Origin of the sequence: Streptomyces sp. LX-29, assembly GCF_029541745.1 — a bacterium.
Lineage (GTDB): Bacteria > Actinomycetota > Actinomycetes > Streptomycetales > Streptomycetaceae > Streptomyces.
Map to the genome: position 1 here is coordinate 4171949 of NZ_CP089746.1, position 24341 is coordinate 4196289.

Here is a 24341-nt window from a genome sequence, read left to right on the forward strand (position 1 = left end):
GCGGACCGCATGGTCGAACGGCTACGAGACCCGGGAACCACGGGAACGGCCCGCCGCTTCACTCAGAAGCGGCGGGCCGTTCCCGTATCCGCGACACTTGCGCCGTAGCCCGTAGCCCGTAGCCCGTAGCCCGTAGCCCGTAGCCCGTAGCCCGTAGCCCGTAGCCCGTAGCGCGGCCGCGCGCGGCGGGCCGTCCGGCCCCGGCGCGCGGTCTACAGCGCCTGCGGGAAGTCGAAGAGGCGGTGCGGGTCGTAGTGCTTCTTCAGCTTCGTCAGCCGGCCCGCGGCGTCCCCGTAGTACGCCTTGCGCCAGTCCTTCAGCCCGGCGTCGGTGTAGTTCTGGTACGCGGCGCCCGAGGCGTACCGGCGCATCGCCGCGTGCGCCCCGTCCAGCCAGGCGGCCTGTACGCCGCCCGAGCCGCCCGCCGCCCAGGAGGCGGTGTACTGCGCCAGGAAGCGCGAGCGTCGGTGGACGAAGGCGGTGGCCGTCGGGGAGACGCGGTTGACGGCACCGCCCAGCGCGGTGAGCGCGATCGCGACCCCGCCGCCGCCGCTCGTCCGTCGGCCGTACCGCTCCGCTTGGTCGAGCAGCGCCCGGATGCCGGCCGCGCTGAGCGAGCGGTCGAAGAAGTCCGAGCGCGCCGCGTAGGTCTCGCGCTTGAGGACGCCGCTCCTGGTGCGGCCGGGCGTCTTGCCGGGCAGATGGCACTGGGTGGTGCTGACGGACCCGCAGCCCGCGTACCGCTCCATGGCGTCCAGGTACGAGCGGCGGCGCAGCGTCACGCTGGAGGCCGGGCCCGGGCCGCCGGCCCGGTCGGCGAGCCGGTCGAGGGCGTTCTGCAGATCGCCGTAGGTGCCCAGCGAGAAGCAGCTCACCGAGACGCGGGGGGTGCTGCCTGGGGTCGCGGAGAGGTGCAGGGCCGACCAGATCTCGTCGGGCTGGCTGGGGCCCCACTCCTGCCAGGCGCGCAGCACGGCCGCCGCCTTCTTCCAAGGCCAGGTCAGATACGCCGATACGCCGTCGGCCGCCCGGTGGGTGCGGAAGCGCAGCTCGGTCACCACGCCGAAGTTGCCGTTACCGGCGCCGCGCAGCGCCCAGAAGAGATCGGCCTCCCGGTCCTTGGAGACGTCGAGGGTCCGGCCGTCGGCGGTGACGATCCGCGCGCCGGTGAGGCTGTCGGCGGTGAGCCCGTACGCCCGGGACACCACGCCGTGGCCGCCGCCCAGGGTGAGTCCGGAGACCCCCACGGTGGGGCAGGAGCCGGCCGGGATGGTGACGCCGTGCGCCCCGAGCCGGGTGTAGACGTCGATGAGCTTGGCGCCCGCGCCGATGGTCGCGCCGCCGGAGGTGGTGCGGACCGAGGACAGCAGGGAGACGTCGATGACCAGCCGGCCGTTTCCGCTGGACCAACCCGCGTAGCTGTGGCCGCCGTTGCGGATCGAGACCCGGGTGCCGTGGCGCCGGGCGAAGGCCAGGCACTCGGCGATGTCGGTGCTGTTGGAGACGTACGCGACGGCCGCGGGGCGCAGTCCGTCGAAGCGGGTGTTGTACAGCTGTCGGGCGGTGGCGTAGTCCGCGTCGCCCGGGCGTATCAGTCGCCCCTGGAGGCCCTTGCCGAGGGCCGTCCAGTCCTTGGTGCCCGGCTTGCCTCCGCCGGCCGCGCGGGTGCGCAGCGCGGTGGAGCGGAGGTCGGTGGGGTCGGTGGCGGACGCGGCGCCCGGGCCGCGCCCTGAGGTGGCCGACCCGTCGTCACATCCCGTCGTCCATGCGGCTGCCGCCGCGAGTCCCGTGCCGGCTGCCAGCAGTGTGCGCCTGTCCATAGCGGCCTTCGCCTCCCCATCTGTCACGGCTCTGCTTCCCCCTTAGCCAGAGGGCTACCGGGGGGCCGCGGTTCCCTTGAAGAAAGGGGAAACGGAGGGCGGAGGTCCGGGATGTGGGCCCGGGGCGCGTGGTGCGGGGGGTCAGGCCGGGGTGTGGGAGTCGGCGTCCGTGCGGGCGCGGGAGCGTGCCCGCCGCGCGGGGCCGAGCCAGCCGCAGGAGCAGCGGGCCATGGCGAACGCGCCCTTCTCCAGGACGTATGTGCGGTGTTCAGCGAGGCCGGTGTGGTCGGCGTTTCCGGTGTTGCCTGAGTCGCCTTGGTCGAGCACGAGACCACGCTACCTGGCCGTGACGGCCCGCTGGGCCGGGTCGTTGCACACGGTGGGTCTCACGGCAGGGGCGCGTGAGCACGAGCGTGGCCAGGGGGTCGGCGGCCGATGGTGAGACAGCAGCGCGGGCGCGGGTTCGAGGCGCCGGAGCGCGGTGCCTCCCCAGCGGACGGCGGCGTCCGGCGCGGGGCGCTCGCGACCGCGGTGACCGGGAGTCTGGTGGCCGGCCTGATGGTGACCTCGGCGGCCTGCTCGGCCGAGACGGTGGTGGTGGACGACCGGCCGGGGGCCCACGGCCACGCCGGGAAGCCGGGGGAGTCCGGGTTCGGTGGGCCCGGAAGGCCGGGGGAGCCCGGGGCCGACGCCGGGCCGGGCGCGCTCGGGGCGTCCGGGGAGCGGGAGACGACGACGGGCCGGGGCGAGCTGGTCCGGGCCGCGGACGTGCTGGTCCGGGCCGAGAGCTCGCGGGTGCGCACCACCATGGAGACGGCGAGCGGCGGCACCCGGGTCGCGATCCGGGGCAGCGGCCGCTACGACTTCGCGCGCCGGATGGGCCGGCTGCGCGTGGTGCTGCCGAAGGACGCGATGGGGGAGGTCGAGCATGAGCCGATCACGGAGCTGCTGGCGTCGGGCGCGTTGTTCATGCGCAACCGGGGCGCCGGCGTGCCCGCCGGGAAGTGGGTCCGGGTGGACGTCTCGGGCGCCTCGGACGGGAACCTGGTCACCGGCGGGGCGACCGATCCGCTGGCCGCCGCCGAGCTGCTCCGCGCGGCGCGCCGGGTGACCCTGGTCGGCGAGGAGCGGCTGGACGGTGCCGTGGTGCGGCACTACCGCGGCACCGCCGACATCGGCGCCGCCGCGCGGGCCTCCTCCTCCTCCGGGGTGCGGGAGGCGCTGGCCGCCGCGGCGAAAGGGTTCGCCGAGGACACGGTGGCCTTCGACGCGTACGTCGATGAGCGGGGGCGGCTGCGGAAGGTCCGGCATCGCTTCACCGTGAGCAAGGGCTGGGGCGACGGCTCCGGCCGGCAGGACGTCGTGTCGACGGTCGTATCGACGACGGAGCTGTATGACTTCGGGATCGAGGTCTCGGTGCGGCTGCCCGCGCCCGCGGACATCTACACGGGCACGGTCGGACCGCGCCGGGGCTAGCCCCGCGGGGGCCGATTCCGGCTCGGCGCCTTGGCAATCGTCTCCGGACCGGCCCTTGAGCAGCGCGCGGTGGGGTAGGGCCGTTCGGATCCCTTCGAAATGGTCCGTCCGTGCCATGCGCGGAGTGTGTACCGATCCCTACGCTGGGAAGCCGCTGCTCGTAGGTGCTCGCGTGTGTGCGCAAGAGGAGGTGTGACACGTGGTTGCGCGTCGTGGCTCGGCGGGCCCGGACCCCGTGGCCCTCATCGAGATCGATCTGTACGGCGACCTGATGATCGCCGCATCGAGCGCGGATGAGGACCGGCTCAGTCCGGACCGGATCGACGAGGTTCTCGGGGTGGACGCCGACCGGCCGGACCGATCAGATCCAGCCGCGGAATCCGACCCCGGACAGTAACGTTCCGTAGCCGGGCCGCTCTCGCCGGCCGGCGAGAGGAAGGCCCGGGAGAAAGGGGTCGCGGGGCGCGGGTGCGGCGGGTCGGCGCCGGGCGGGCCCGGTCCTCAGGTCCGCAGCAGTCGGGCGATGGCCGCGGTGGCCTCCTCGACCTTGGTGTCGATCTCCTCGCCGCCCTTGACCGCGGCGCTCGCGACGCAGTGCCGCAGGTGCTCTTCGAGCAGCTGGAGGGCGAAGGACTGGAGCGCCTTGGTGCCGGCGGAGACCTGGGTGAGGATGTCGATGCAGTAGACGTCCTCCTCGACCATCCGCTGCAGGCCCCGGATCTGGCCTTCGATCCGGCGCAGTCGCTTGAGGTGCTGGTCCTTCTGCTTGCTGTAGCCGTGTGGACCGAGCGGCCGGTCGGGGGCCTTCGCCTGCTCCTCGTCGTCCGCCGCGCCGGTGCCGGCTGCCATGGTCGTCATCGCGTCCTCCCGTTGCTTTCGCGATACAGCCAGCATACCCCCCGCGGGTATGCGATACCCCATTTGTCCACCCGCGTCAGGACCCTGTGATGAGCGCGCTGCCTGATAAGCGACACTGGGTGAATGCCGGTTAGCCGTGGCCGGATGATGCGCCTAGCATCAACGAGACCGAATCCGCTGTACCCCGAGGATCCCCAGTGCGCTTTCGTCTGACCCCCAGGGAGACGAGCTTCTACGACATGTTCGCCGCCTCCGCGGACAACATCGTCACGGGCTCGAAGCTCCTGATGGAACTGCTCGGGGCGGACTCCTCCGCTCGGGCCGAGATTGCCGAACGGATGCGGGCCGCGGAGCACGCGGGGGACGACGCGACGCACGCGATCTTCCACCAGCTGAACTCCTCCTTCATCACGCCGTTCGACCGTGAGGACATCTACTCCCTCGCCTCGTCGCTCGACGACATCATGGACGCCATGGAGGAGGCCGTCGACCTGGTGGTTCTCTACCAGGTCGAGGAGCTGCCCAAGGGGGTCGAGCAGCAGATCGAGGTGCTGGCGCGGGCCGCGGAGCTGACCGCCGAGGCCATGCCCAACCTCCGCACGATGACCAACCTCACCGAATACTGGATCGAGGTCAACCGTCTGGAGAACCAGGCGGACCAGATCCACCGCAAGCTGCTGGCGCACCTCTTCAACGGCAAGTACGACGCCATCGAGGTGCTCAAGCTCAAGCAGATCGTGGATGTGCTGGAAGAGGCCGCCGACGCCTTCGAGCACGTGGCGAACACCGTCGAGACCATCGCGGTCAAGGAGTCCTGACCCCCGGCCATGGACACCTTCGCGCTTGTCGTGACCATCGGGGTCGCGCTCTTCTTCACCTACACCAACGGCTTCCACGACTCCGCGAACGCCATCGCGACCTCGGTCTCCACGCGAGCGCTGACCCCGCGGGCCGCGCTGGCGATGGCCGCGGTGATGAACCTCGCGGGTGCCTTCCTGGGCAGCGGCGTCGCCAAGACCGTCAGTGAGGGCCTCATCGAGACGCCCCACGGCGACAAGGGGATGGGCATCCTCTTCGCCGCCCTGGTCGGCGCCATCGCCTGGAACCTGATCACCTGGTACTTCGGACTGCCCTCGTCCTCCTCGCACGCCCTCTTCGGCGGCATGGTGGGCGCGGCGCTGGCCGGCGGGACCGAGGTCATCTGGTCGGGCGTGCTGGAGAAGATCGTCATTCCGATGTTCGTCTCCCCCTTCGTCGGGCTGCTCCTCGGCTACCTGGTGATGGTCCTCATCATGTGGATCTTCCGCAGGGCCAACCCGCACAAGGCCAAGCGCGGCTTCCGCATCGCCCAGACCGTCTCGGCGGCGGGCATGGCCCTCGGTCACGGTCTGCAGGACGCCCAGAAGACCATGGGCATCGTGGTGATGGCCCTGGTCATCGCCGATGTGGAGGACGCGGGCGACCCCATCCCGGTCTGGGTGAAGATCGTCTGTGCGCTGATGCTCTCGCTCGGCACCTACGCGGGCGGCTGGCGCATCATGCGCACCCTCGGCCGCCGGATCATCGAGCTGGACCCGCCGCAGGGCTTCGCCGCCGAGACCACCGCGGCGTCCGTGATGTACACGGCGTCCTTCATGTTCCACGCCCCGATCTCCACCACGCATGTGATCACCTCGGCGATCATGGGTGTCGGTGCGACGAAGCGGGTGAGCGCGGTGCGCTGGGGCGTCGCGAAGAACATCATCCTCGGGTGGTTCATCACGATGCCGGCCGCGGCCCTGGTCGCCGCGTTCAGCTTCTGGGTCGTGAGCCTCGCCTTCGGCTGACGGTCGGGGCGGGGCGTCGACCGACGCCCGCCCCGACCCGAACATCGCACGCAGAGAGAAGGGCCCGCCCCCGGGAGCCGGGGGCGGGCCCTCTTTCTCACCTTGCGGCGGCACCGCCATGCAGCGCCGCAAGGCAGCCTCCGTCGGCCGTGGGCGCCGGGCCGGTCAGCCGGCCCCGGACGCCGCGCCGGTCAGCCGAAGCGGCCCGAGATGTAGTCCTCGGTGGCCTGGACCGACGGGTTGGAGAAGATCCGCTCCGTCTCGTCGATCTCGATCAGCTTGCCCGGCTGCCCGACGCCCGCCAGGTTGAAGAAGGCCGTGCGGTCCGAGACGCGCGCCGCCTGCTGCATGTTGTGGGTCACGATCACGATCGTGAACCGCTCCTTGAGCTCGCCGATCAGGTCCTCGATGGCGAGGGTCGAGATCGGGTCGAGCGCCGAGCAGGGCTCGTCCATCAGCAGCACCTGCGGCTCGACGGCGATCGCCCGGGCGATGCACAGTCGCTGCTGCTGACCGCCGGAGAGGCCGGCGCCCGGCTTGTTGAGCCGGTCCTTGACCTCGTTCCAGAGGTTGGCGCCCTTGAGGGACTTCTCCACGACGTCGGCCAGCTCGCTCTTCTTGTACGAGCCGTTGAGCCGGAGCCCGGCCGCGACATTGTCGAAGATCGACATGGTCGGGAAGGGGTTGGGGCGCTGGAAGACCATGCCGACCGTGCGGCGCACCGCCACCGGGTCGACACCGGCCCCGTAGAGGTTCTCGTCGTCCAGCATCACCTTGCCCTCGACGCGGCCGCCGGGGGTGACCTCGTGCATGCGGTTCAGGGTGCGCAGGAAGGTGGACTTGCCGCAGCCGGACGGGCCGATGAAGGCGGTCACGGAGCGGGGTTCAACGGTCATCGAGATATCCTCGATGGCCTTGTGGTTGCCGTAGAAGGCGGTGAGGCCGCTGACGTCGATTCGCTTGGCCATGGAAATCACTTCTCTTCGAGGTTGGCCGCCTCGCGGCGGAGCCGCAATTGCTTAGCGACCGGTCTTCGGGGCCTTCCAGCGGGCGATGCCGCGGGCCACCAGGTTCAGGATCATGACGAAGGCGATGAGGAGCAGCGCCGCTGCCCAGGCCCGGTCGAAGGAGGGTTCGTTGCCCTGGCCCCACTGCTCGTAGATGTAGTACGGCAGGGAGGACTGCGCGCCGTTGAACGGGTCGTTGTTGATCGAGTTCGACCCGAAGACCAACAGCATGATCGGGGCCGTCTCACCGGCGATACGGGCCACCGCGAGCATCACGCCCGTGGTGATGCCGCCGATGGCGGTGGGCACGACCACCTTGAGGATGGTGCGCCACTTGGGCACACCCAGGGCGAGCGAGGCCTCACGCAGCTCGTTGGGGACGAGCTTGAGCATCTCCTCGGTGGAGCGGACGACCACCGGCATCATCAGGATCGCGAGGGCCATCGCGCCCGCGAAGCCGGAGTACTCGAAGTCCAGCGCGATGATCCAGAAGCTGAGGATGAACAGGCCGGCCACGATCGACGGGACGCCGGTCATGACGTCGACGAAGAAGGTGACGGCCTTGGCGAGCCTCCCGCGGCCGTACTCCACCAGGTAGATGGCGGTCAGCAGGCCGATCGGGGTCGCGATCAGGGTGGCGATGCCGACCTGCTCCAGGGTCCCGATGAGCGCGTGGTAGGCGCCGCCGCCGGGGAAGATGCCCTGGGTGCCCTCCATGGAGTGGCTGAGGAAGTAGCCGTCGAGGACCTTGCGGCCGCGGTCGATGGTCTCCCAGATCAGCGAGACCAGCGGGATCACGGCGAGCAGGAAGCAGACCCAGACCAGGCTGGTCGCCAGCCGGTCCTTGGCCTGGCGGGTGCCCTCGACCTTGGCGGCGAGGACATAGCTGACCAGGACGAAGAGCAGGGAGGCGATCAGGCCCCACTGGATCTTGCTGTGCAGGTCGAAGCCGAGCCCGATGCCGGAGCCCGCGGCGACGGCGCCGACGGCGATGGCGTACGGGGTCCAGCGGGGAAGCCGCGGCTGGCGCAGCGGGGCGGGCGGCGGAACGTTGTCCGCGGTCGGCCGCTTGTCCATCACGACGTCGCTCATGCGTGGGCCCCTTCATTCGCTTCTCCGCCCGCGCGGCGCAGAGGTGCGACCTTCGTACTCGTCTGCGGCTGAGCGGCCGCGCGTGCGTCGCTCATGCGTTGGCCCCCGAGTACTCCTTGCGGCGGGCGATGATCATGCGGGCCGCTCCGTTGACCAGCAGGGTGATGACGAAGAGCACCAGGCCCGAGGCGATCAGGGCGTCACGGCTGATGCTGCCCTCGATGTCGGTGGCCTCCTTGAAGCGCGCGGCGATGTTCTGCGCGAAGGTGCCGCCACCCGGGTCCAGCAGGCTGGTGATGATGTCGTTGCTCGGGGAGAGCACGGTGGCCACGGCCATGGTCTCGCCCAGCGCGCGGCCCAGGCCGAGCATCGAGGCGCTGATGATGCCGGAGCGGCCGAAGGGCAGCACCGACATCCGGATGACCTCCCAGCGCGTGGCGCCGAGGGCCAGCGCGGCCTCCTCGTGCATCTTGGGGACCTGGAGGAAGACCTCGCGGCTGACGCTGGTGACGATCGGCAGGATCATGATCGCCAGCAGGATGCCGACGGTGAACAGCGAGCGGGCGGCGCCGTCGTTGTACTCGAAGATCCCCGTCCAGCCCAGGTACTCGTCGAACCACCGGTAGAGGCCGCTCAGGTGCGGGACCAGGAAGAGCGCGCCCCACAGGCCGTAGACGATGCTGGGGACGGCGGCGAGCAGGTCGATCACGTACGCGATGGGCGCGGCGAGCCGGCGCGGCGCGTAGTGCGAGATGAACAGCGCGATGCCGACGGCGACCGGGACGGCGATCACCAGCGCGATGATCGAGGTCACGATGGTGCCGTAGGCGAGCACCGCGATGCCGAACACCGGCGGGTTGGCGTTGGCGTTCCACTCGAAGGTGGTGAAGAAGTTGCCCTCGTCCTTGGAGATGGCGTTCACCGAGCGGACGGTGAGGAAGACCGCGATCGCGGCCATGATCACCAGGAGGGTGACGCCGGCGCCCCGGGCCAGGCCGACGAAGACCTTGTCACCGATGCGGCCGGTGCTCTTTTCGCGCGCCGCCGGTGGAGGCGCGGCTGGGAAGTCTGGCTTTATATCCGTTTTCATGGGTTCTCCGGTCTGCGAAGCGCGCCGGGGCGCGGCGGCTTCTGGTGCGGCGGTGCACCGGATGGCGCGGCCGGCTCCGCTCCAGCGGGGCTGAAGGGGAACCGACCGCACTCTTCAGATCAGGTCGGGCCGGATACGGGTCAGGAGATGCTGCTGACGCTCTGGCGGACCTTGGCGATGATCTCGGCCGGGATCGGGGCGTAGCCGAGCTCCTTGAGGGAGGTCTGCCCGCCCTCGCTGGCGGCGTACTCGAGGAAGGACTTGGTCGCGGCCAGGGTGTCGGCCTTGTTGCCCTTGTCGCAGGCGATCTCGTAGGTCACCAGGGTGATCGGGTAGGCGCCGTCGGCCTTGGTGGCGTAGTTGAGGTCCAGGCCGAGGTCCTTGCCCTGGCCGACGATCTTGGCCTCGGCGATCGCCTTGGAGGCGTTGTCGACGGTGGCCGGGACCGGGGCGGAGGCGCCGGTGTTCAGGTCGACGGTCTTGAGGCTCTGGGAGGTGGCGTAGGACAGCTCGAAGTAGGAGATCGCGCCGTTGACCTGCTTCACCTGGGAGGAGACACCGGAAGAGCCGTCGGCGGACTGGCCGCCCTTGCCCTCCCAGGCCTTGCCCGGCTCGTGCGGCCACGCCTTCGGGGCGGCGGCCTTGAGGTACTTGGTGAAGTTGTCGGTGGTGCCCGACTCGTCGGAGCGGTGGAACGCCTGGATCTTCAGGTCGGGGAGCTTGGCGTCCGGGTTCAGCTTCTGGATCGCCTCGTCGTTCCAGTTGGTGATCTCCGAGTTGAAGATCTTGCCCAGGGTCTCGGCGTCCAGGACCAGCTTGTCCACGCCGGAGACGTTGAAGCCGACCGCGATCGGGCCGCCGACCATCGGCAGGTTGATCCCCTTGCCGCCCTTGCAGACCTTCTCGGAGGCGGTGACCTCTTCGGGCTTCAGCTTGGAGTCCGAACCGGCGAAGGCGGTCTTGCCCTGCAGGAACTCCTGGATGCCGGCGCCGGAACCGGTGGCCTTGTAGTTGATCTTGACGTCGTCGCAGGCGCCGCCGTAGTTCTTGATCCACAGGTCCATGGCGTTCTTCTGCGCCGAGGAGCCGGAGGCGAGCAGGTTGCCCGAGCCATCGCACTTGATGTTGCTGGTCGCCTTCGACGAGCCGCCGCCCGAGGAGCCGCTGTTGTCATCCGAACCACACGCCGAGAGGACGAGGACACCGGAGACGACGAGGGCACCGGCGGCGATGGCGCGAAGCCGGTTGTTGCGCTGAAGCTTCACTTTTCGGGAGTTCCTTCCAGGAGCCGCCGGTGGGGACGGCGTGTGAGGAGGCAGGTGGGGTGCGGTCCGACATCAGTCGTGACGCGCTGCGACCGCATCCGTCGCGGTCCGCACCTCGTAGCGCCGAAATTAGGCAGATCAGGTGAAGCCGCCGATGGGGGTGAGTGAACGAGAGGTGAACCTCGCCCGTCAGGGTGGTGGCGCACCCCGGCGTGCATTCCATGGTGCGCCTCAGGCCGCGCACGCGGGTCCCGCAGGCGCACCACCCGCCGCGCGCCCGTCGCGCGCGCCGTGCGCCGGCCCGGTTCGCCACGCGGGCCGCGCTCTGTCGGAACGCGTAAGGGCGTGTCACTATCCGTACCTACGCGTCAGTAAGGCGTCGGCCGCGGGACTCCGGCGCCTGCGGGAGGGACGGAGGCGGCCGGGTGGGGCGCGACGGCAGGGCGGGGCGCGACGGCGAGGCGGGGCGCGGCAGGGGAAGGGGTGCGGGCGTCCTCACGGCGACCGCGGTGGTCTGTGCGGTGGGGATGCTGTCCCTCCCCGACGGGGCGTACGCGGCGCCGGGACGCCCGGAGCCCCCACCCAGACCGACGCCGTCCGCGGGTCCGGGGGGCGGCCCGGAGGCGGGATCGCCCTCGGCGGCGGCGTCCCCCGGCTCCCCCGACCCCTCCGGCTCCCCTCGCCCCTCCGGCTCGGCGGATTCCTCCGGCTCGGCGGACGACCGGCCCGACGTGGCCGAGGTGCACCGACAGGTGGAGACCCTCTACCGGCAGGCCGAGGCCGCGACCGACGCCTACAACCTGGCACGCGAGAAGCAGGCCCGCCAGGAGAAGGAGATCGTGCGGATCGCCCAGGCGGTGGTGCGCACCCAGGGCGAGCTGGTCACGCTCAAGCAGCAGGCGGGCGCGATGGCCCGGGCGCAGTACCGGCACGGTGGCAGCGTGCCGCCCGAGGCCAGGCTGCTGCTCTCGGACGACCCGGAGGACTTCCTCAAGGGGGTCGATCTGGTACGCAAGGGGCAGCGGGCCACGCATGGGGTGATCGCCCGGCTGGCGGCGACCCAGACCACCCTCGACCGCTACGCCGAGTCCGCCACCCGGGAGTGGCAGAACCTCGACCGGAGCCGGGCGCGGAAGGCGGCCGCGCGGCAGCGGGTGCGGGCCAAGCTGGCGCGGGCGAAGCAGTTGGAGGCGCGGCTGAAGAGGGAGGAGCGGGAGCGGCTGCGGAAGCTGGAGGAGGAGAAGGAGCGCGCGGCCCAGAGCCGCTGGCTCGGCTCCGGAATACTCGACGACATCACCGGCAGGGCCACCCCGGGGGGTCAGCGGGCGGTCGACTTCGCGACGGCGCAGATCGGCAAGGACTATGTGTGGGGTGCCGAGGGGCCGGACTCTTTCGACTGTTCGGGGCTGACCTCGAAGGCGTGGTCGGCGGCCGGCCGCACGATACCGCGGACCTCGCAGGAGCAGTGGAAACAGCTGCCGAAAGTGGATATCGAGCACATGCGCCCCGGCGATCTCATCATTTATTTCAAAGACGCCAGTCATGTCGGCATCTATGTCGGGGACGGCACGATGGTGCACGCGCCGCGGCCGGGTCGGCAGATCACCATGGCGGGCGCCGGCTCCATGCCGATCCTGGGCGTGGTGCGGCCGGACAAGTGAGCCGCGGGGGCGCCACAGGTGAGCCGCAGGGCGCGCCCACGGATGAGTCGCGGGGGCATGTCGGCGCCGTTCCACGGGGCCGTTCCCGGAACGCGGGTGGCGCTCCGTGGTGGTGCGTACCGTGGTGGTGCGGTGACGTTCCGCTGACCGATTCGGGACCGCAATCCGTTTGCGTGGATCGGGTGACGAACCATGACGGAATGTGTGACGGGCGCGTGATTCTCTCGCCCCTCGCGTGACATTCGTCATCCCGGGTTTCAGTTCTGAGCGTCAAATCTCCGAAGCGCAGCGGCATATGACAAAAGTCGCTTGCCGGAGGTCATTCCGTTTCGGCCCGCCCTACCGCTAGGGTCGCCAGGCAGTGTTTCCGGAGCACACCGCCAGGACGAACGGCGGGGGGCACCGGGACCGGCGATCCGCCGCTTGGGCGGGGAGCCGTGCCCTCGGGGGGAGGGAAGGATGCCAAGCATGTCCGTACCCGTGCCACGGCAACGGGAGGTGTTGACCGCTCAGCCCCGACCCGTAGCGATGCCCGAGACAGGGCTCACGCTGCTGGTGATCGAGGACGATCCGGCCTGCGCCGTCACCGTGCCGGAGTTGCTCGACGACGACGGCACCCGGCTGCGCATCCGCACCGCCCGCAACCTCACCGAGGCGGCCCGACTGCTCACCGAGGACGTCCACTGCATCCTGCTCGACCTGGCCCTGCCCGACCGCGGCAAGGCCGCCGGTGACGCCCTCGACACGCTGCGGCAGGTGCTGCGGCTGGCTCCGGCGCACGCCGTGTTGGCGCTGACCTCCGAGGGCGACGCGGAGCGCGCCACCGAGGCGGTGCGCGTCGGGGCGCAGGACTACCTCTTCCGCGACGAGCTCAACGGTCGGGTGCTCGGCCGCGCCATCCGCTACGCCGTGGAGCGCAAGCGCGCCGATCTCGCGCAGCGCCAGCTCAGCGAGTCGCGGCTGCGCGCCCAGGAGAACGCCCGGCTGGAGCGCGGGCTGTTGCCCACCCCGCTGCTGGACGGCTCCAACCTGCGCTTCGCCGCCCGCTACCGCCCGGGCCGCAGCCGGGCGCTGCTCGGCGGGGACTTCTACGACGCGGTGCGCACCGCGGACGGCACGGTGCACGCGATGATCGGCGATGTCTGCGGACACGGCCCCGACGAGGCGGCGCTCGGTGTCGAACTGCGCATCGCCTGGCGCGCGTTGACCTTCGCCGGGCTCTGCGGCGACCGGCTGCTGGACACCCTGCAGCAGGTGTTGGAGCACGAGCGCGCGGATGACGAGATCTTCGCGACGCTGTGCACGATCGACATCGCCCCGGACGGCCGCCGCGCCGGGGTCTGCCTGGCCGGCCATCCCTCCCCGCTGGCGATGCGCCCCGGCCAGCCGCCGCGGCTGCTGCCGTACGAGGAGAGCGGCCCGGCGCTGGGTCTGTTGCCGAACGCCCGCTGGCCGCGCCGGCAGGTCGAACTCGGCGACTCCTGGAGCCTGATGATGTACACCGACGGGCTGATCGAGGGCCGCGTCGGACAGGGCAGCCGCCAACGCCTCGGCCAGGAGGGCATGGTGGACATCGCCACCCGGCAGCTGGCGGCCGGGCTGCGCGGCGAGTCGCTGCTGGACGCCATGGTCACCGAGGTGCGGGCGTTGAACGGCGGGGAGTTGACGGACGATCTGGCGGTGCTGCTGCTGGAGCGGGGCGGCGGGTCCGAGCCGAGGCCCTGACGTTCGCCGAGGAGCACGTACGGCGCGTGCCGCGGCCCTGACGTTCCCCAAGGGGCACGTACGGCGCGTGCGCGCCGTGGACCTGGCGGTCGTGCGGGTCAGCGGCCGTTGAAGGGGCCGTACGGCCCGTCCGAGCTGGAGCCGCGGCGGCGTCCGCCGCCGCGGCCGCCGGAGATCTGCCGCAGGGCGGGCCGCACGTCGACGATGTACACGATCGTCGCGATCAGCCCGATGATCGGCAGGAACGAGAAGATCCCCATGAAGAGGTTCACCGCCGTCGCCAGCCCCAGGATGATCAGCCAGAAGGGCTTGGTCTGCTTGTCGGCGGCGCGATAGGCGTCCTCGCGCCGGAAGGCGGAGTCGACGAACGCGAACAGGCTGAAGAGCAGCAGGCCAAGGGAAACATAGGAGAGGAGCTCGCCGAATTTCTCCATGAGCACGTGGTCCACCGCCTCGTTGATGTGTCGATGTGCCTGGCCTGCCACGGTACCGGGTGGGCGGAGCGATGACGCGGGGCGTGCCCGCTCCGCCCGTGCCGGGTGCTACTCGCCGGCCTTGGCGCCCGGCTTCTTCGCGGCGGGCTTGCGACCCGGGGCCGGCTTCTTGGCGGCGGGCTTGGCGGCCGCGGCGGCGGCCCGGGGCTGGGTGGAGCCGCCGGCGGCGCTCGCGGTCCCGTTGGCGCCCGCGGACCCGTTGGCCGCACCGCCCGCGGGGGCCGTGCCGGAGCCGGTGGTGGTTGCCCCGGAACCGGCGGTGGACGCCCCGGAACCGGCGGTGGAGCCAGAGTCGGCCGGTGGCTGGGCGGGCCGGCTGGCGGCGCTCTCGGTCGCCTCCTCGGGCTCGCCGCGCCAGTTCCGCACGGTCTCCCGCCCGTGCTCGGCGACCTCCTCGTAGGTCTCCCGCGCCTTGACGACCAGCTCGACGGCGCGCCCCACGCCCTGCAGGGCCAGGTCCTGCGCGGTGTCCCGGACCTTCTTCAGGTCGGTGTCGAGCGAGCCGAGCAGCTCGACGAGCTTCTCCTGGGCGTCCTTGGCCTGCTGCGTCACCAGGTCCTGCACGGCCTGCGGGTCGGTGTTCCGCACGGCGGCGATGCGCTCCGGAGCCTCGGCGCGGATCTTGTCGACGAGCGCCGGCACCTCCTTGAGCTTCTGGGCGGCCAGGTCGGCCGTGCCCGCCATGAAGTAGAGGGGGGTGGGGTCGGTGAGGGACTTGCGCACGTCGTCGGTGATGGCCATGGCGGATGGTCCTCCCGGATGGGTGGTCGAGGGTCAGGCGTCGTCGGCGCGGACGCCGCCGTCGGTGGTGCTGGAGTCGTGGGTGTCGCCGGCTTCGGCGCCGCCGGTGGGCGCGTGTCCGTTCTCCTTGCGGAAGGACTCGTAGATCTGGAGCAGCACCTGCTTCTGCCGCTCGTTGATCGACGGATCGGCCAGGATCACGCTTCTGACCTCCGCCTCCTCCCGATCCCGCTCGTCGAGGATGCCGGCCTGGACGTAGAGCGTCTCGGCGGATATCCGCAGCGCCTTGGCGAGCTGCTGCAGGATCTCGGCGCTCGGCTTGCGCAGCCCGCGCTCGATCTGGCTGAGGTACGGGTTCGACACCCCCGCGGCATCGGCGAGCTGGCGCAGCGAGAGTTGCGCGGTGCGCCGCTGCTCGCGCAGAAAGTCGCCCAGGTTGCCGACGTTCAGTGATGCCATGGCTTCGATGGTGCCGCGCCCTGCTAACTTTTGCAAGCGAATGCTTGCAAGAGTGCTATGTGTCGCCCTCCCGGGAAAAGATCTTGTGCCGGGGCGACGGGGGGCGTTAGCGTCGTGCCCATGACTGCCGGGTCGGCCATGGGCCGTGAGCGAGTAAGGTACCCGGCCTCCGCTTGAGGCCGGGGTGGGCGAGGGGCCCACCGTTTCGTTTGGCGCTTTCAGTTCTCTGCTCTGAGCACTTCCCCCTCAACGGGTCCCGCCGTGTGGCGGACCAGGAAAGCAGCGCATGCCAAACGATTTCAATCAGCAGGTCATCGAGGAGTTCCGCGCCAACGGTGGGCGGGTGGGAGGCCCCTTCGAGGGGGCGCGCCTGCTGCTGTTGACCACCACCGGGGCGCGGTCGGGGGCCCGGCACACCACGCCGGTGGGCTTCCTCCCCGATGTGGAGCGGGTGTTGGTGATCGCCTCCGCGGGAGGCGCGCCGAAGCACCCGGCCTGGTTCCACAACCTCGTGGCCCATCCCCGAGTGACCGTCGAGGACGGGCTGTTCACCTATGACGCGCGGGCCGTCGTGCTCCAGGGCGCGGAGCGGGACGAGGCGTTCGCGCGGGCGGTGGAGTCGGACCCCGGATGGGCCGAGTACCAGGCGAAGACGGAGCGCGTGATACCGGTGGTGGCGCTGGAGCCGATCCCGGACGGCCCGCCGAAGCCGGCGGCGGCGTCCATGGGGGCGGTGCTCCAGCAGGCGCACGACGGCATACGTCGCGAACTGGCGCTGGTGCGCGCGGAGATCGCCGCGTCCGGGCCGGGGATCGGCGCCCAGCTGCGCATCAACTGTCTGACGCTCTGCCAGGGACTGCACAACCACCACGCCGGCGAGGACGCCGGGATGTTCCCGTTCCTGGTCGGGCGCCACCCGGAGCTCGCGCCGGTGCTGGAGCGGTTGCGCGAGGAGCATGTGAAGATCGCGGCCGCCCTTGAGGGGCTGCGCGAGGCGGTCTCCGCGCGGGGGGTGGAGCCGGCGCTGGTGCTGGCCGAGGTGGAGCGGCTCGCGGACGAGCTCGAAGGTCATCTGCGGTACGAGGAGCAGGAGTTGATCCCGCTCCTCGACGCGTGAGCTCGGGCGCCGCGGAGCCGGTACGCCCGGGGAAGGGCGTATCCGCTCCGCGGCGCGGGAGTGTCAGCCGCCGACGGGCGGGATGACCGCCTCCGGGGTGCGGGTCGGGACGAGGGTGACCTTCTTGGCGCCCGGGTTGAGGTCCTTGTGGACCACGCGGGCGACGGCCTGGATGGCGTTGATGCCGTCGGTCTGGGTGCGGACGTCGTGGGTGAGGACCGTCATCGTGTAGGTGCGGCCGCCGCCGGTGAAGGCGCCCAGGCTGTGCACCCGCCAGACGTGCCTGTCGTCCCGCGGCAGCCAGCCGTTCTTGACGTGGACCTTCATGCTGCTCGGGGCGCCGGCCGGGGTGCCCCAGCGCTGGTCGGCGACGACCTTGTTCATCAGCTTGAGGATGTAGGCACGCGCGTTGTCGCTGAGGACGTTGTTCTTGGTGGTGAGCAGGGACAGCAGCTTCTGCTCGTCCCGCACGTTGATCTGGGTCAGGCCCCAGGCCCCGCCGGAGTCGAGGGTGGTCCTGGTCATCCCGGCGGCCTTCAGGAAGCCCTTGACCTTGGAGGTCCCGAGCTGCCTCCACAGCGCCGTGGTGGAGGCGTTGTCCGAGCGCGTGATCATCGCGGTGGCGAGCCGGGACTCGCGCTCGGTGAGCTTCCGGTTGCTCTTCTTGGCGTCCCACAGCAGCGTCGCCAGGACGGTGACCTTCACGGTGCTCGCCGAGTCGTACCGCTGGTCCCCGCGCAGGGTGCAGACGGTCTTGGTGGCCGGGTCGTTGAGCCCCACGGCCACCGTGCCGGGGCGGCCGCGCAGCGCCGCGGTGATGTCCTTGGTGAGCTTGTCCGCGAGGCCCGCCTTGGCCGAGGTGCAGACGACCTTGGGAGCGGCCGCCGCGCCCGGGGCGGCGTGGGCGGTCCCGGCGGCCAGCACCGTCGGGACGAGCACGCCGGCGGCCACGGCCGCGGAGAGCGCCCCGCGGGCGCGCCGAGATATCCCGTTCTGCGACATGAGAGGTTCCCCCGTTGCGACTAGATGATGATCTTTGTACTCCGACTCACTAGATGCGTCGGCCACGGGAAACGGTTGTGCGAGGAATGTTGAGGTCTGGCAACGATGCTGGCCGGAATGGGGTGTCGGGGCACGGGGCGCGCCTGCCACCCTGATGGCAGTGACGGTCCTGATGCTCCGCTCAGATCTGTGGCCGCCAGTAGGGTGAGCCCAGAGCGGTACGACGCGAGACGGGGGCAACGCCGTGCAGAACGACGGGATTTCACCCGGCGCCACGAAGACGCGGGAGACGCCGGCGGGGCAGCCCAGGGGGGCCCGGGCCCGGCGGGCCGGGGCGGGCGCGGTGACCGGCGCCACCCGCACGGACCGCCGGCGCGCGCGGACGCGCGGCGCGCTGATCGGCGCGGCCCGCGCGATCCTCTCCGACCAGGGGCCCGCCGACGTCAGCATCCAGCAGATCACCGACCGCGCCGATGTCGGCTTCGGCTCCTTCTACAACCACTTCACCAGCAAGGCCGAGCTGTTCGAGGCGGCCGTCGCGGACACGCTGGAGGAGTACGCCGCGCTGCTGGAGGAGCGCACCGCCCGGCTCGACGACCCCGCCGAGTCCTTCGCGGTGGGCGTCCGACTGACCGGCCGGCTCGCCGAGACCCACCCCGAGGTCGCCCGCATCCTGCTCCGCACCGGCATGAACTGCCTGCACGAGGAGTGCGGTCTGACCACGCGCGCGATGCGCGACATCGAGCTGGCGGTGGCCGCCGGCAGCTTCCGCGTGGCCAACCCCCAGGTGGCGCTGGCGGGCGTCGCCGGGGCGCTGCTGGGGCTGGTCGAGCTGACCCTCTCCCGCCCGGACGGCGCCGGCCCGGAGGTGTGCGAGGAGATGGCGGAGCTGATGCTGCGCATGCTGGGCATGGCCCCGGACGACGCCCAGGAGGTCGCGCGGCGACCGCTGCCGGGGGAGCGGCACCCGTGACCGCGCGGACGGCGACCGCCGCGCCGCTACCTCGCGCCGGGGCGGAGGCCGTCGGTTTCCGGCCGGACGCCGGGGCGCCGCCCGGGTGAGGGGTGCGCGACCCCCCGGCGTACGGGGCGCGGAAGCCGAACGGGCGGCCCGGGGCCGGCGGTACGCCCTGCCGTCGGGGGAGCCGCCCCTTCGGCACCGGGGTCGCTCCCGCCCGGGCGCCGTGGCCTCGCGGCGCCCGGACGTCGCGGTGTCGTACCCCGCAGGCGTCGCGGCGCCGTGCCGCTCAGCCGTCGCGGTGTCGTACCTCTCAGGCGTCGTGGCGTGGTACCCCTCAGATGTCGCGGTGCCATGCCCTCAGACGGTGTACGGCCGCACCGCGCGGGCGTCCTTCAGGGCCCGCGCCCACCAGACGAGCTGGTCGAGCAGGCTCTTGGCGGCGCCGTCGGGACCCGCCGGGTCCTTGGGGCGGCCGTCCTCGTCGAAGCGCGCCCAGGCCTGGTGGAAGCTGACGGTCTCGCGGATGGTGACCGCGTGCAGTTCGGCGAAGACCGGGCGCAGATGCTCGACGGCGCGCAGGCCGCCGGAGAGCCCACCGTAGGAGACGAAGCCCACGGGCTTGGCGTGCCACTCGGTGGAGTGCCAGTCGAGCGCGTTCTTCAGGGAGGCGGGGTAGCTGTGGTTGTACTCCGGGGTGATCACGACGAACGCGTCGGCGGCGGCAAGCCGCGGGGTGACCTCGGCCAGCGCGGCGGCCGCCTCCGCGTCGGGCTTGTGGCTGAGGTCCGGCGGCAGCGGTGTCCTGGCCAGGTCGATCACATCGACCTCCAGGCCGCCGTGGGCGCGGGCGCGCTCGGTGAACCAGTCGGCGACGACCGGGCCGAAACGGCCGTCGCGGGTGGAGCCGACGATGACGGCGACGCGGAGCGGAGCGGCGGGGGCTGCGGAAACATGCTGCGTGGTGTCCATGCGTCGAGAATCGGACTTAAACCAAGGTTGAAGTCAAGCTAGTCTCGGGATCATGTCCCAACTTTCCTGGAAGACCCACGAACTCACCGTCGGAGAGCTGTCCCAGCGCAGTGGGGTGCCCGCCTCCGCGTTGCGCTTCTACGAGCGGGAGGGCCTCATCCACAGCCGCCGGACCAGCGGCAACCAGCGCCGCTACACCCGTGACACGCTGCGCCGGGTGGCGTTCGTGCGCGCGTCGCAGCGGGTGGGCATGCCGCTGGCGCAGATCCGCGACGTCCTCTCGATGTTCCCCGACGACCATGTGCTGACCAAGGACGACTGGGCGCAGATCTCCCGGTGCTGGAGCAAGGATCTCAACGAGCGGATCGAACAGTTGGAGAACCTGCGCGACCATCTGACGGACTGCATCGGCTGCGGCTGTCTCTCCATCGCCAACTGCGCGCTGGCCAACCCGTACGACCAGTTCGCCGAACAGGGCGCGGGGCCGCACCGGTTGCTCAGGAACTGACCCCGACGGGGGTGCGGACGCGCCGCGCGGGCACGGCCGCACCCCCTCGCTCACAGGGCCAGCAGCGCCCGCGCCGGGAGCCGGGCGTCGGACAGCGGCCGCATGGCCATGCGCAGCAGCGCCAGCGCGTTGTCATCGCCGGCGATACGGCATCGGCTGCGGCTGTCTCTCCATCGCCAACTGCGCGCTGGCCAACCCGTACGATCAGTTCGCCGAACAGGGCGCGGGGCCGCACCGGTTGCTCAGGAACCGACCCCGACGGGGGTGCGGACGCGCCGCGCGGGCACGGCCGCACCCCCTCGCTCACAGGGCCAGCAGCGCCCGTGCCGGGAGCCGGGCGTCGGACAGCGGCCGCATGGCCATGCGCAGCAGCGCCAGCGCGTTGTCATCGCCGGCGATACGGTTCGCGCTGAGCTCGTCGCAGGCCAGGCAGTGGTGGATGATCAGCCACTCGCCGTCCGGCCGCACCGACAGGCTCAGCGCCACCATCCGTCCCCGGCAGCTCTCGCCCCGGTCGCCCGGCACCCGCCGGTCGACATGCAGGCTGGTCAGGCAGTGCGGACAGTGGTTGCGGTGCGCGGTGCCGGGCGCGACGAGCGGCACGTCGAGCCGGCAGCCCACACAGCGGAACGCGTCCCCGCGCTCCCCGCCCGGGCCGTGCAGCACGTCCTTTCGGCGCTGAGGCCGCCGCGGCCGCGGCGTGCGCCGGGGCATCACAGGTCCCCGAAGGCTTCGAGCGGGAACGGCGGTTGGGCCAGCGGCCGCACCGCCATGCGCATCAGGATGAGCTGGTTGTCGTCGCCGGAGACGGGGTTGGACGTCAGCTCCTCGCAGCGCGTGCAGCGGTGGATGATCATCCAGTCGCCGTTGCGCAGCACCGCGATGGAGATCGGTGTCATCCGGGAGCGGCAGTCGGAGGGGCCGCCCTCGACCCGGTCCAGGACGTGCTGGGAGTGCAGACAGCTCGGGCAGTGGTTGCGGCGGCTGCCGTCGGGGGCGAGCGTCGCCACGGTCAGGCCGCAACGGACGCAGGTGAAGGTGTCGGTCCGCAGATGGGAACCGGGCGTGGTCTTCGGGTTGTTTCTGGACACCCGGGGTACTCCTCGCTGAATTCGCAAACAGACGTTTCAGGGCAGGAGTGGCCGAGCGGTCTCGGTGGCGGAATCGTCGATTCAGCGAGGCGCGCTCGGCGCGTGCCGGGTCATAGATCACGTCTCTCTAGGGCGGACACGCCCAGGTTCGCGGAGGGGACGTCCGCACCGTAGCAGCGCGGGCGCGGACGTCACCAACGGGTTTTCGGGGTCGGGTTCCTGCCGTTCGGCGGCTCGGGCGTACGGCGGTTCAGAAGACGTCCGGGCACCACGGCCGGCGCGGGGCGCGCAGCAGCAGGTCGGCCCGCGCGGCCGTGCCGGCCCGCTCCTCGGCCACCCGTCCCAGGGCCGCCAGCCGCACCGCCGACTCGTCGCCCAGCCACAGCGTGCCCAGGTCGGCGATGTCCAGGGCGAGATCGGCGGACCGGGTGGTGGGCACGCAGCTCGCCCCGTCCGGGCCCGCCTCCAGCAGATAGCGGCCGCCGGCCAGCCCCGCCCGGTCGGTCAGCTCCAGCACCAGCGTGTCCGCGCAAGGGTAGCCACGGGCCTCCAGCAGGCGGGGCACGTCCAGCGGTCGCAGCCACAGGAAGTCCGCGTGCGCGACCACCGTGGCCGCCCGCGGGTCCGGCAGCAGCAGCGGCAGCAGGTCGTCGGGGGCGCGCAGCCCGGTCCTGACACGGGTGACCCAGTCGACCGACATCACGTAGTGCCACAGCGCGCGCTCGGCGGCCGGGGAGGCGGCGAGCAACTGCACCACGGTGGCGGTGTCGTGCGGGCGCTTCGCCTCCCAGCGGTCGTCGGAGACGTACGCCAGCAGCCCGTCGACCGAGCCCTCGGGGGAGCGGTAGACGGCGTAGAACGGCTCCTTCCAGCCGCTGTCGGGGTAGCCGAGCTCGCCGGTCTGGATCAGCCACCAGCGCTCCGACCGCTCGATGAAGCCGGGCCGGGTGGCGCGCAGCCGGTCGTGCAGGGCGGGGCCCAGGGTGCGCACCGTCGCGGCGTCGACCAGGTCGATCCGGGCGCCGTCGACGGGGCCGGCGTGCCGCGGGTCCAGGCCGGAGCGGGCCACGTCGATCTCCCACTCGGTGACCCAGGCGGCCGGGCCGAAGCCGAACCGCCCGTAGATCGGGTACTCGGAGGCGATCAGCGAGGCGGCGGCGTCCCCGCGCTCCCGGGCAGCCCGCAGCTCGCGCTCCATCATCCGGCCGAGCAGGCCCCGGCGGCGGTGTGTGGGCGAGACCGTGACATTGCTGATGCCGCTGGTCGGCACGGCCGCCCCGCCGACCGCGGTCAGCTCCAGGGCGAAGCTGCGGAACGTGGCCACGCAGCGGTCGGACTCGCTGTCGAACGCCCCCTGCGTACGGTCGAGATCGATGCCCGGGCGCCGGAACTCCAGCTCCTCCTTGGTGACCTTGGGCGGTTGGAGGAAGCCGATGTGCAACGCGCGTGTCCAGTCGGCGAGATCGGAGTCGCCGATGGTCCGTATGTCGAGGCCCATGTCCTCAACGCTAGGTGCCGTCGGGCCCTGCCCGCATGTGGTTTAGGCGGCCGCCGTCAGAACGCCGCGCGGATCTCGCCCACGCGCTCGCCGCCGCCCAGCAGCGGGGCGTCACCGATGCGGGCGAGGACCGGGGAGGAGACGCCGAGCTGGGCCAGGGCGCGGGCCAGGACGGGGCCCAGGGCGCGGGTCGCGCCGTCGTCGACCTTGAACGCGAGGGCCCGGCCGTCGGGGAGGGCCACGGCCTGGACCGCCTCGGCGCCCATCTTGGCGAGGGTGCCGGGCAGCTCGCGCATCAGCCAGGTGTCGGGGCGGCGGGTGCCGGCGACGTACTCGGGGTGCGCCCGCATCGCGTCGGCCACCCGGCGCTCGGGGGTGCCCGGGTCGGCGAGCACGAAGGAGCGGAAGGCGCGGGCCAGCCCGGTGAGGCTCAGCGCCATCAGCGGGGCGCCGCAGCCGTCGGTGCCCACATGGGTCACCGGCTCGCCGCCGGCCGCCTCCACGACCTCCTGGATCAGCTGCTGCAGCGGGTGGGCGGGGTCGAGGTAGCTCTGCCGCGGCCAGCCGGCCACGGCGCAGGCGGCGAGCATGGCCGCGTGCTTGCCGGAGCAGTTCATGGTCAGCGGGTCCCGGACCCGGCCCGCCGCCAGGTAGCTCTCCGCCTCGACCGGGTCCAGCGGCAGGTCGGGCGGGGTCTGCAGGGCGGTGGCGGGGAGCTCGAACTCGGCCAGCATCTTCTCCACCAGCTCCAGGTGGAACGGTTCTCCGGAGTGGCTCGCGGCGGCCAGCGCCAGCCGCTCCCCGGACAGCTCGAGACCGGCCCGCAGCACCGCGGCCGCCTGCATCGGCTTGTTGGCGGAGCGCGGGAAGACCGGCGCGTCCGGGTCGCCCAGCGCCAGCTCGACGCCGCCGTCGGCCGCCAGCACCACCAGCGACCCGCGGTGGTGGCCCTCGACGAAGCCGGAGCGTACGACCTCGGCGAGGACCGGGCGTATGGCGGTGGCGGTGCTGGAGGAGGTCATCGTCGGCCTTCCGGGGGTGGTGCGCGACCTGCCCCCGGGGCCGCCGAGCGGAGTGGGAGGCCCCGCCCTCCGTGCGGAGCCGCGCGCCGCGCGGGGCCGACGGGTCAGGCGAGCAGGTCGTCTACTTGTGCTTCTCCTTCACGGTACCTGCGCGCGATCTCGGCACTGCAACCGTCCGCCGTGTGCTGGAGCTCCTGGCGCCGCCGCGACACCTGCTGCTCGTAGGTCATCAGCCGCCCCATCGCGCCGTGCAACTCCTCGTCGGTGCGGGCGCGCAGGTCGGAGAGCCCGACCTCGGCGAGCATCGCCTCGGCCAGCCGCCGGTACTCCTCGGTGCGCGGGGTGCCGAGCGTCACATGGCGCGCGGAGGTCCGCTGCCGCGAGGGCTCGTCCGCCAGGATCTCCGGCAGCCGGTCCAGCACCGGCTGCGCCGGGACCGAGGCCACCGAGCGATGGCCCAGCTCCGCGCGGAGGATGTCGATCCGGCCCTGGAGCAGCCGGCGCACATAGCTGAGGTCGGCCTCCTCCCGCTGGGAGCCGCGCCGCAGCTTGCGCAGCTCGGCCAGGTGCAGGCCGTCCAGGCGCTGCTCGTCGTCGGTTGTCGTACTCATGGCTCTCCGTCCCCTCGCCACGCGCCCCGGCCGCGTGGCCCCGTCACG

The 24341-nt window shown here is 71.9% G+C and carries 26 protein-coding genes and 1 pseudogene; 9 read left to right on the forward strand and 18 right to left on the reverse strand.

What is annotated here, in order from left to right; translation table 11 throughout:
• Positions 1-212 precede the first annotated feature (212 nt).
• Complete coding sequence (locus tag LRS74_RS17950) at positions 213-1820, reverse strand: FAD-binding oxidoreductase (RefSeq protein WP_277741944.1); 1608 nt, start codon at positions 1818-1820, stop codon at positions 213-215.
• A gap of 141 nt (positions 1821-1961) precedes the next feature.
• A complete protein-coding gene (locus tag LRS74_RS17955; protein WP_277741945.1) occupies positions 1962-2147 on the reverse strand; it encodes a hypothetical protein in 186 nt (61 codons plus the stop codon).
• Positions 2148-2255: 108 nt separating this feature from the next.
• Here LRS74_RS17955 and LRS74_RS17960 point away from each other — a divergent pair, with 108 nt between their 5' ends.
• Together LRS74_RS17960 and LRS74_RS17965 are read left to right on the forward strand one after the other, a co-directional pair.
• The gene (locus LRS74_RS17960; protein WP_277741946.1) at positions 2256-3296 is read left to right on the forward strand and encodes a hypothetical protein; all 1041 of its coding nucleotides are present in this window, start codon (positions 2256-2258) and stop codon (positions 3294-3296) included.
• Between the two features lie 199 nt (positions 3297-3495).
• The gene (locus LRS74_RS17965) at positions 3496-3693 is read left to right on the forward strand and encodes a hypothetical protein (protein WP_277741947.1); all 198 of its coding nucleotides are present in this window, start codon (positions 3496-3498) and stop codon (positions 3691-3693) included.
• A gap of 104 nt (positions 3694-3797) precedes the next feature.
• Here LRS74_RS17965 and LRS74_RS17970 read toward each other — a convergent pair whose 3' ends face one another.
• Entirely contained in the window at positions 3798-4145 is a 348-nt protein-coding gene (locus tag LRS74_RS17970; RefSeq protein ID WP_277744808.1) for a metal-sensitive transcriptional regulator, read from the reverse strand.
• Positions 4146-4351: 206 nt separating this feature from the next.
• On the opposite strand from LRS74_RS17970, the gene LRS74_RS17975 reads away from it, so the two are divergent.
• On the forward strand, positions 4352-4972 hold the full coding sequence (locus tag LRS74_RS17975; protein WP_277741948.1) for a DUF47 family protein: 621 nt from the start codon (positions 4352-4354) through the stop codon (positions 4970-4972).
• Positions 4973-4981: 9 nt separating this feature from the next.
• Positions 4982-5980, forward strand: coding sequence for an inorganic phosphate transporter (locus LRS74_RS17980; RefSeq protein WP_277741949.1), 999 nt, complete (start codon positions 4982-4984; stop codon positions 5978-5980).
• Positions 5981-6171: 191 nt separating this feature from the next.
• On the opposite strand, the gene pstB is transcribed toward LRS74_RS17980, so the two are convergent.
• The 4 genes from pstB to pstS all read right to left on the reverse strand — a co-directional run bounded on the left by pstB (position 6172) and on the right by pstS (position 10434).
• Positions 6172-6948 carry a phosphate ABC transporter ATP-binding protein PstB gene (gene pstB / locus LRS74_RS17985; protein ID WP_144386918.1) on the reverse strand — a complete coding sequence of 259 codons (777 nt, stop codon included), beginning with the start codon at positions 6946-6948 and terminating at the stop codon, positions 6172-6174.
• 51 nt (positions 6949-6999) lie between these two features.
• Positions 7000-8079 carry a phosphate ABC transporter permease PstA gene (gene pstA / locus LRS74_RS17990; protein WP_277741950.1) on the reverse strand — a complete coding sequence of 360 codons (1080 nt, stop codon included), beginning with the start codon at positions 8077-8079 and terminating at the stop codon, positions 7000-7002.
• Positions 8080-8170: 91 nt separating this feature from the next.
• Positions 8171-9169 carry a phosphate ABC transporter permease subunit PstC gene (pstC, locus tag LRS74_RS17995; protein ID WP_277741951.1) on the reverse strand — a complete coding sequence of 333 codons (999 nt, stop codon included), beginning with the start codon at positions 9167-9169 and terminating at the stop codon, positions 8171-8173.
• A 140-nt stretch (positions 9170-9309) separates the two neighbouring features.
• Positions 9310-10434: a phosphate ABC transporter substrate-binding protein PstS gene (gene pstS / locus LRS74_RS18000; protein WP_277741952.1), complete on the reverse strand. Its 1125-nt coding sequence runs from the start codon at positions 10432-10434 to the stop codon at positions 9310-9312.
• 425 nt (positions 10435-10859) lie between these two features.
• Here pstS and LRS74_RS18005 point away from each other — a divergent pair, with 425 nt between their 5' ends.
• Together LRS74_RS18005 and LRS74_RS18010 are read left to right on the forward strand one after the other, a co-directional pair.
• A complete protein-coding gene (locus tag LRS74_RS18005; protein ID WP_277741953.1) occupies positions 10860-12095 on the forward strand; it encodes a C40 family peptidase in 1236 nt (411 codons plus the stop codon).
• A gap of 468 nt (positions 12096-12563) precedes the next feature.
• Positions 12564-13820, forward strand: a complete 1257-nt coding sequence (locus tag LRS74_RS18010; RefSeq protein ID WP_277741954.1) for a fused response regulator/phosphatase — start codon at positions 12564-12566, stop codon at positions 13818-13820.
• Between the two features lie 98 nt (positions 13821-13918).
• On the opposite strand, the gene LRS74_RS18015 is transcribed toward LRS74_RS18010, so the two are convergent.
• The 3 genes from LRS74_RS18015 to LRS74_RS18025 form a co-directional block, all read right to left on the reverse strand.
• Complete coding sequence (locus tag LRS74_RS18015) at positions 13919-14260, reverse strand: DUF2516 family protein (protein ID WP_277744809.1); 342 nt, start codon at positions 14258-14260, stop codon at positions 13919-13921.
• A gap of 102 nt (positions 14261-14362) precedes the next feature.
• On the reverse strand, positions 14363-15055 hold the full coding sequence (locus LRS74_RS18020) for a hypothetical protein (RefSeq protein WP_277741955.1): 693 nt from the start codon (positions 15053-15055) through the stop codon (positions 14363-14365).
• A gap of 33 nt (positions 15056-15088) precedes the next feature.
• Positions 15089-15514 (reverse strand): helix-turn-helix transcriptional regulator, encoded by a 426-nt coding sequence (locus LRS74_RS18025; RefSeq protein ID WP_260868049.1) that lies wholly within the window; start codon positions 15512-15514, stop codon positions 15089-15091.
• A gap of 286 nt (positions 15515-15800) precedes the next feature.
• Between LRS74_RS18025 and LRS74_RS18030 the strand changes: the two genes are divergently transcribed.
• Positions 15801-16631, forward strand: a complete 831-nt coding sequence (locus LRS74_RS18030) for a nitroreductase/quinone reductase family protein (protein WP_277741956.1) — start codon at positions 15801-15803, stop codon at positions 16629-16631.
• 63 nt (positions 16632-16694) lie between these two features.
• Here LRS74_RS18030 and LRS74_RS18035 read toward each other — a convergent pair whose 3' ends face one another.
• Positions 16695-17633, reverse strand: a complete 939-nt coding sequence (locus tag LRS74_RS18035) for a serine hydrolase (RefSeq protein ID WP_277741957.1) — start codon at positions 17631-17633, stop codon at positions 16695-16697.
• Positions 17634-17976: 343 nt separating this feature from the next.
• On the opposite strand from LRS74_RS18035, the gene LRS74_RS18040 reads away from it, so the two are divergent.
• Positions 17977-18606 carry a TetR/AcrR family transcriptional regulator gene (locus tag LRS74_RS18040; protein WP_277741958.1) on the forward strand — a complete coding sequence of 210 codons (630 nt, stop codon included), beginning with the start codon at positions 17977-17979 and terminating at the stop codon, positions 18604-18606.
• A gap of 345 nt (positions 18607-18951) precedes the next feature.
• Here LRS74_RS18040 and LRS74_RS18045 read toward each other — a convergent pair whose 3' ends face one another.
• Positions 18952-19563: an NAD(P)H-dependent oxidoreductase gene (locus tag LRS74_RS18045; RefSeq protein WP_277741959.1), complete on the reverse strand. Its 612-nt coding sequence runs from the start codon at positions 19561-19563 to the stop codon at positions 18952-18954.
• 52 nt (positions 19564-19615) lie between these two features.
• On the opposite strand from LRS74_RS18045, the gene soxR reads away from it, so the two are divergent.
• Positions 19616-20071, forward strand: a complete 456-nt coding sequence (gene soxR, locus LRS74_RS18050; protein WP_277741960.1) for a redox-sensitive transcriptional activator SoxR — start codon at positions 19616-19618, stop codon at positions 20069-20071.
• A 50-nt stretch (positions 20072-20121) separates the two neighbouring features.
• On the opposite strand, the pseudogene LRS74_RS18055 reads toward soxR, so the two are convergent.
• The 6 genes and pseudogenes from LRS74_RS18055 to LRS74_RS18085 all read right to left on the reverse strand — a co-directional run.
• Positions 20122-20220: pseudogene (locus tag LRS74_RS18055) on the reverse strand (RNHCP domain protein); the annotation flags it as partial.
• A 154-nt stretch (positions 20221-20374) separates the two neighbouring features.
• Positions 20375-20785 carry an RNHCP domain-containing protein gene (locus tag LRS74_RS18065; protein WP_277741961.1) on the reverse strand — a complete coding sequence of 137 codons (411 nt, stop codon included), beginning with the start codon at positions 20783-20785 and terminating at the stop codon, positions 20375-20377.
• Positions 20785-21162: an RNHCP domain-containing protein gene (locus LRS74_RS18070; RefSeq protein ID WP_277741962.1), complete on the reverse strand. Its 378-nt coding sequence runs from the start codon at positions 21160-21162 to the stop codon at positions 20785-20787. The genes LRS74_RS18065 and LRS74_RS18070 overlap by 1 nt, the downstream gene beginning before the upstream one ends.
• Before the next feature lie 250 nt (positions 21163-21412).
• Positions 21413-22660 (reverse strand): GNAT family N-acetyltransferase, encoded by a 1248-nt coding sequence (locus LRS74_RS18075; protein WP_277741963.1) that lies wholly within the window; start codon positions 22658-22660, stop codon positions 21413-21415.
• Positions 22661-22716: 56 nt separating this feature from the next.
• The gene (locus LRS74_RS18080; RefSeq protein WP_277741964.1) at positions 22717-23682 is read right to left on the reverse strand and encodes an asparaginase; all 966 of its coding nucleotides are present in this window, start codon (positions 23680-23682) and stop codon (positions 22717-22719) included.
• Between the two features lie 104 nt (positions 23683-23786).
• The gene (locus tag LRS74_RS18085) at positions 23787-24293 is read right to left on the reverse strand and encodes a hypothetical protein (RefSeq protein WP_277741965.1); all 507 of its coding nucleotides are present in this window, start codon (positions 24291-24293) and stop codon (positions 23787-23789) included.
• Positions 24294-24341 lie beyond the last annotated feature (48 nt).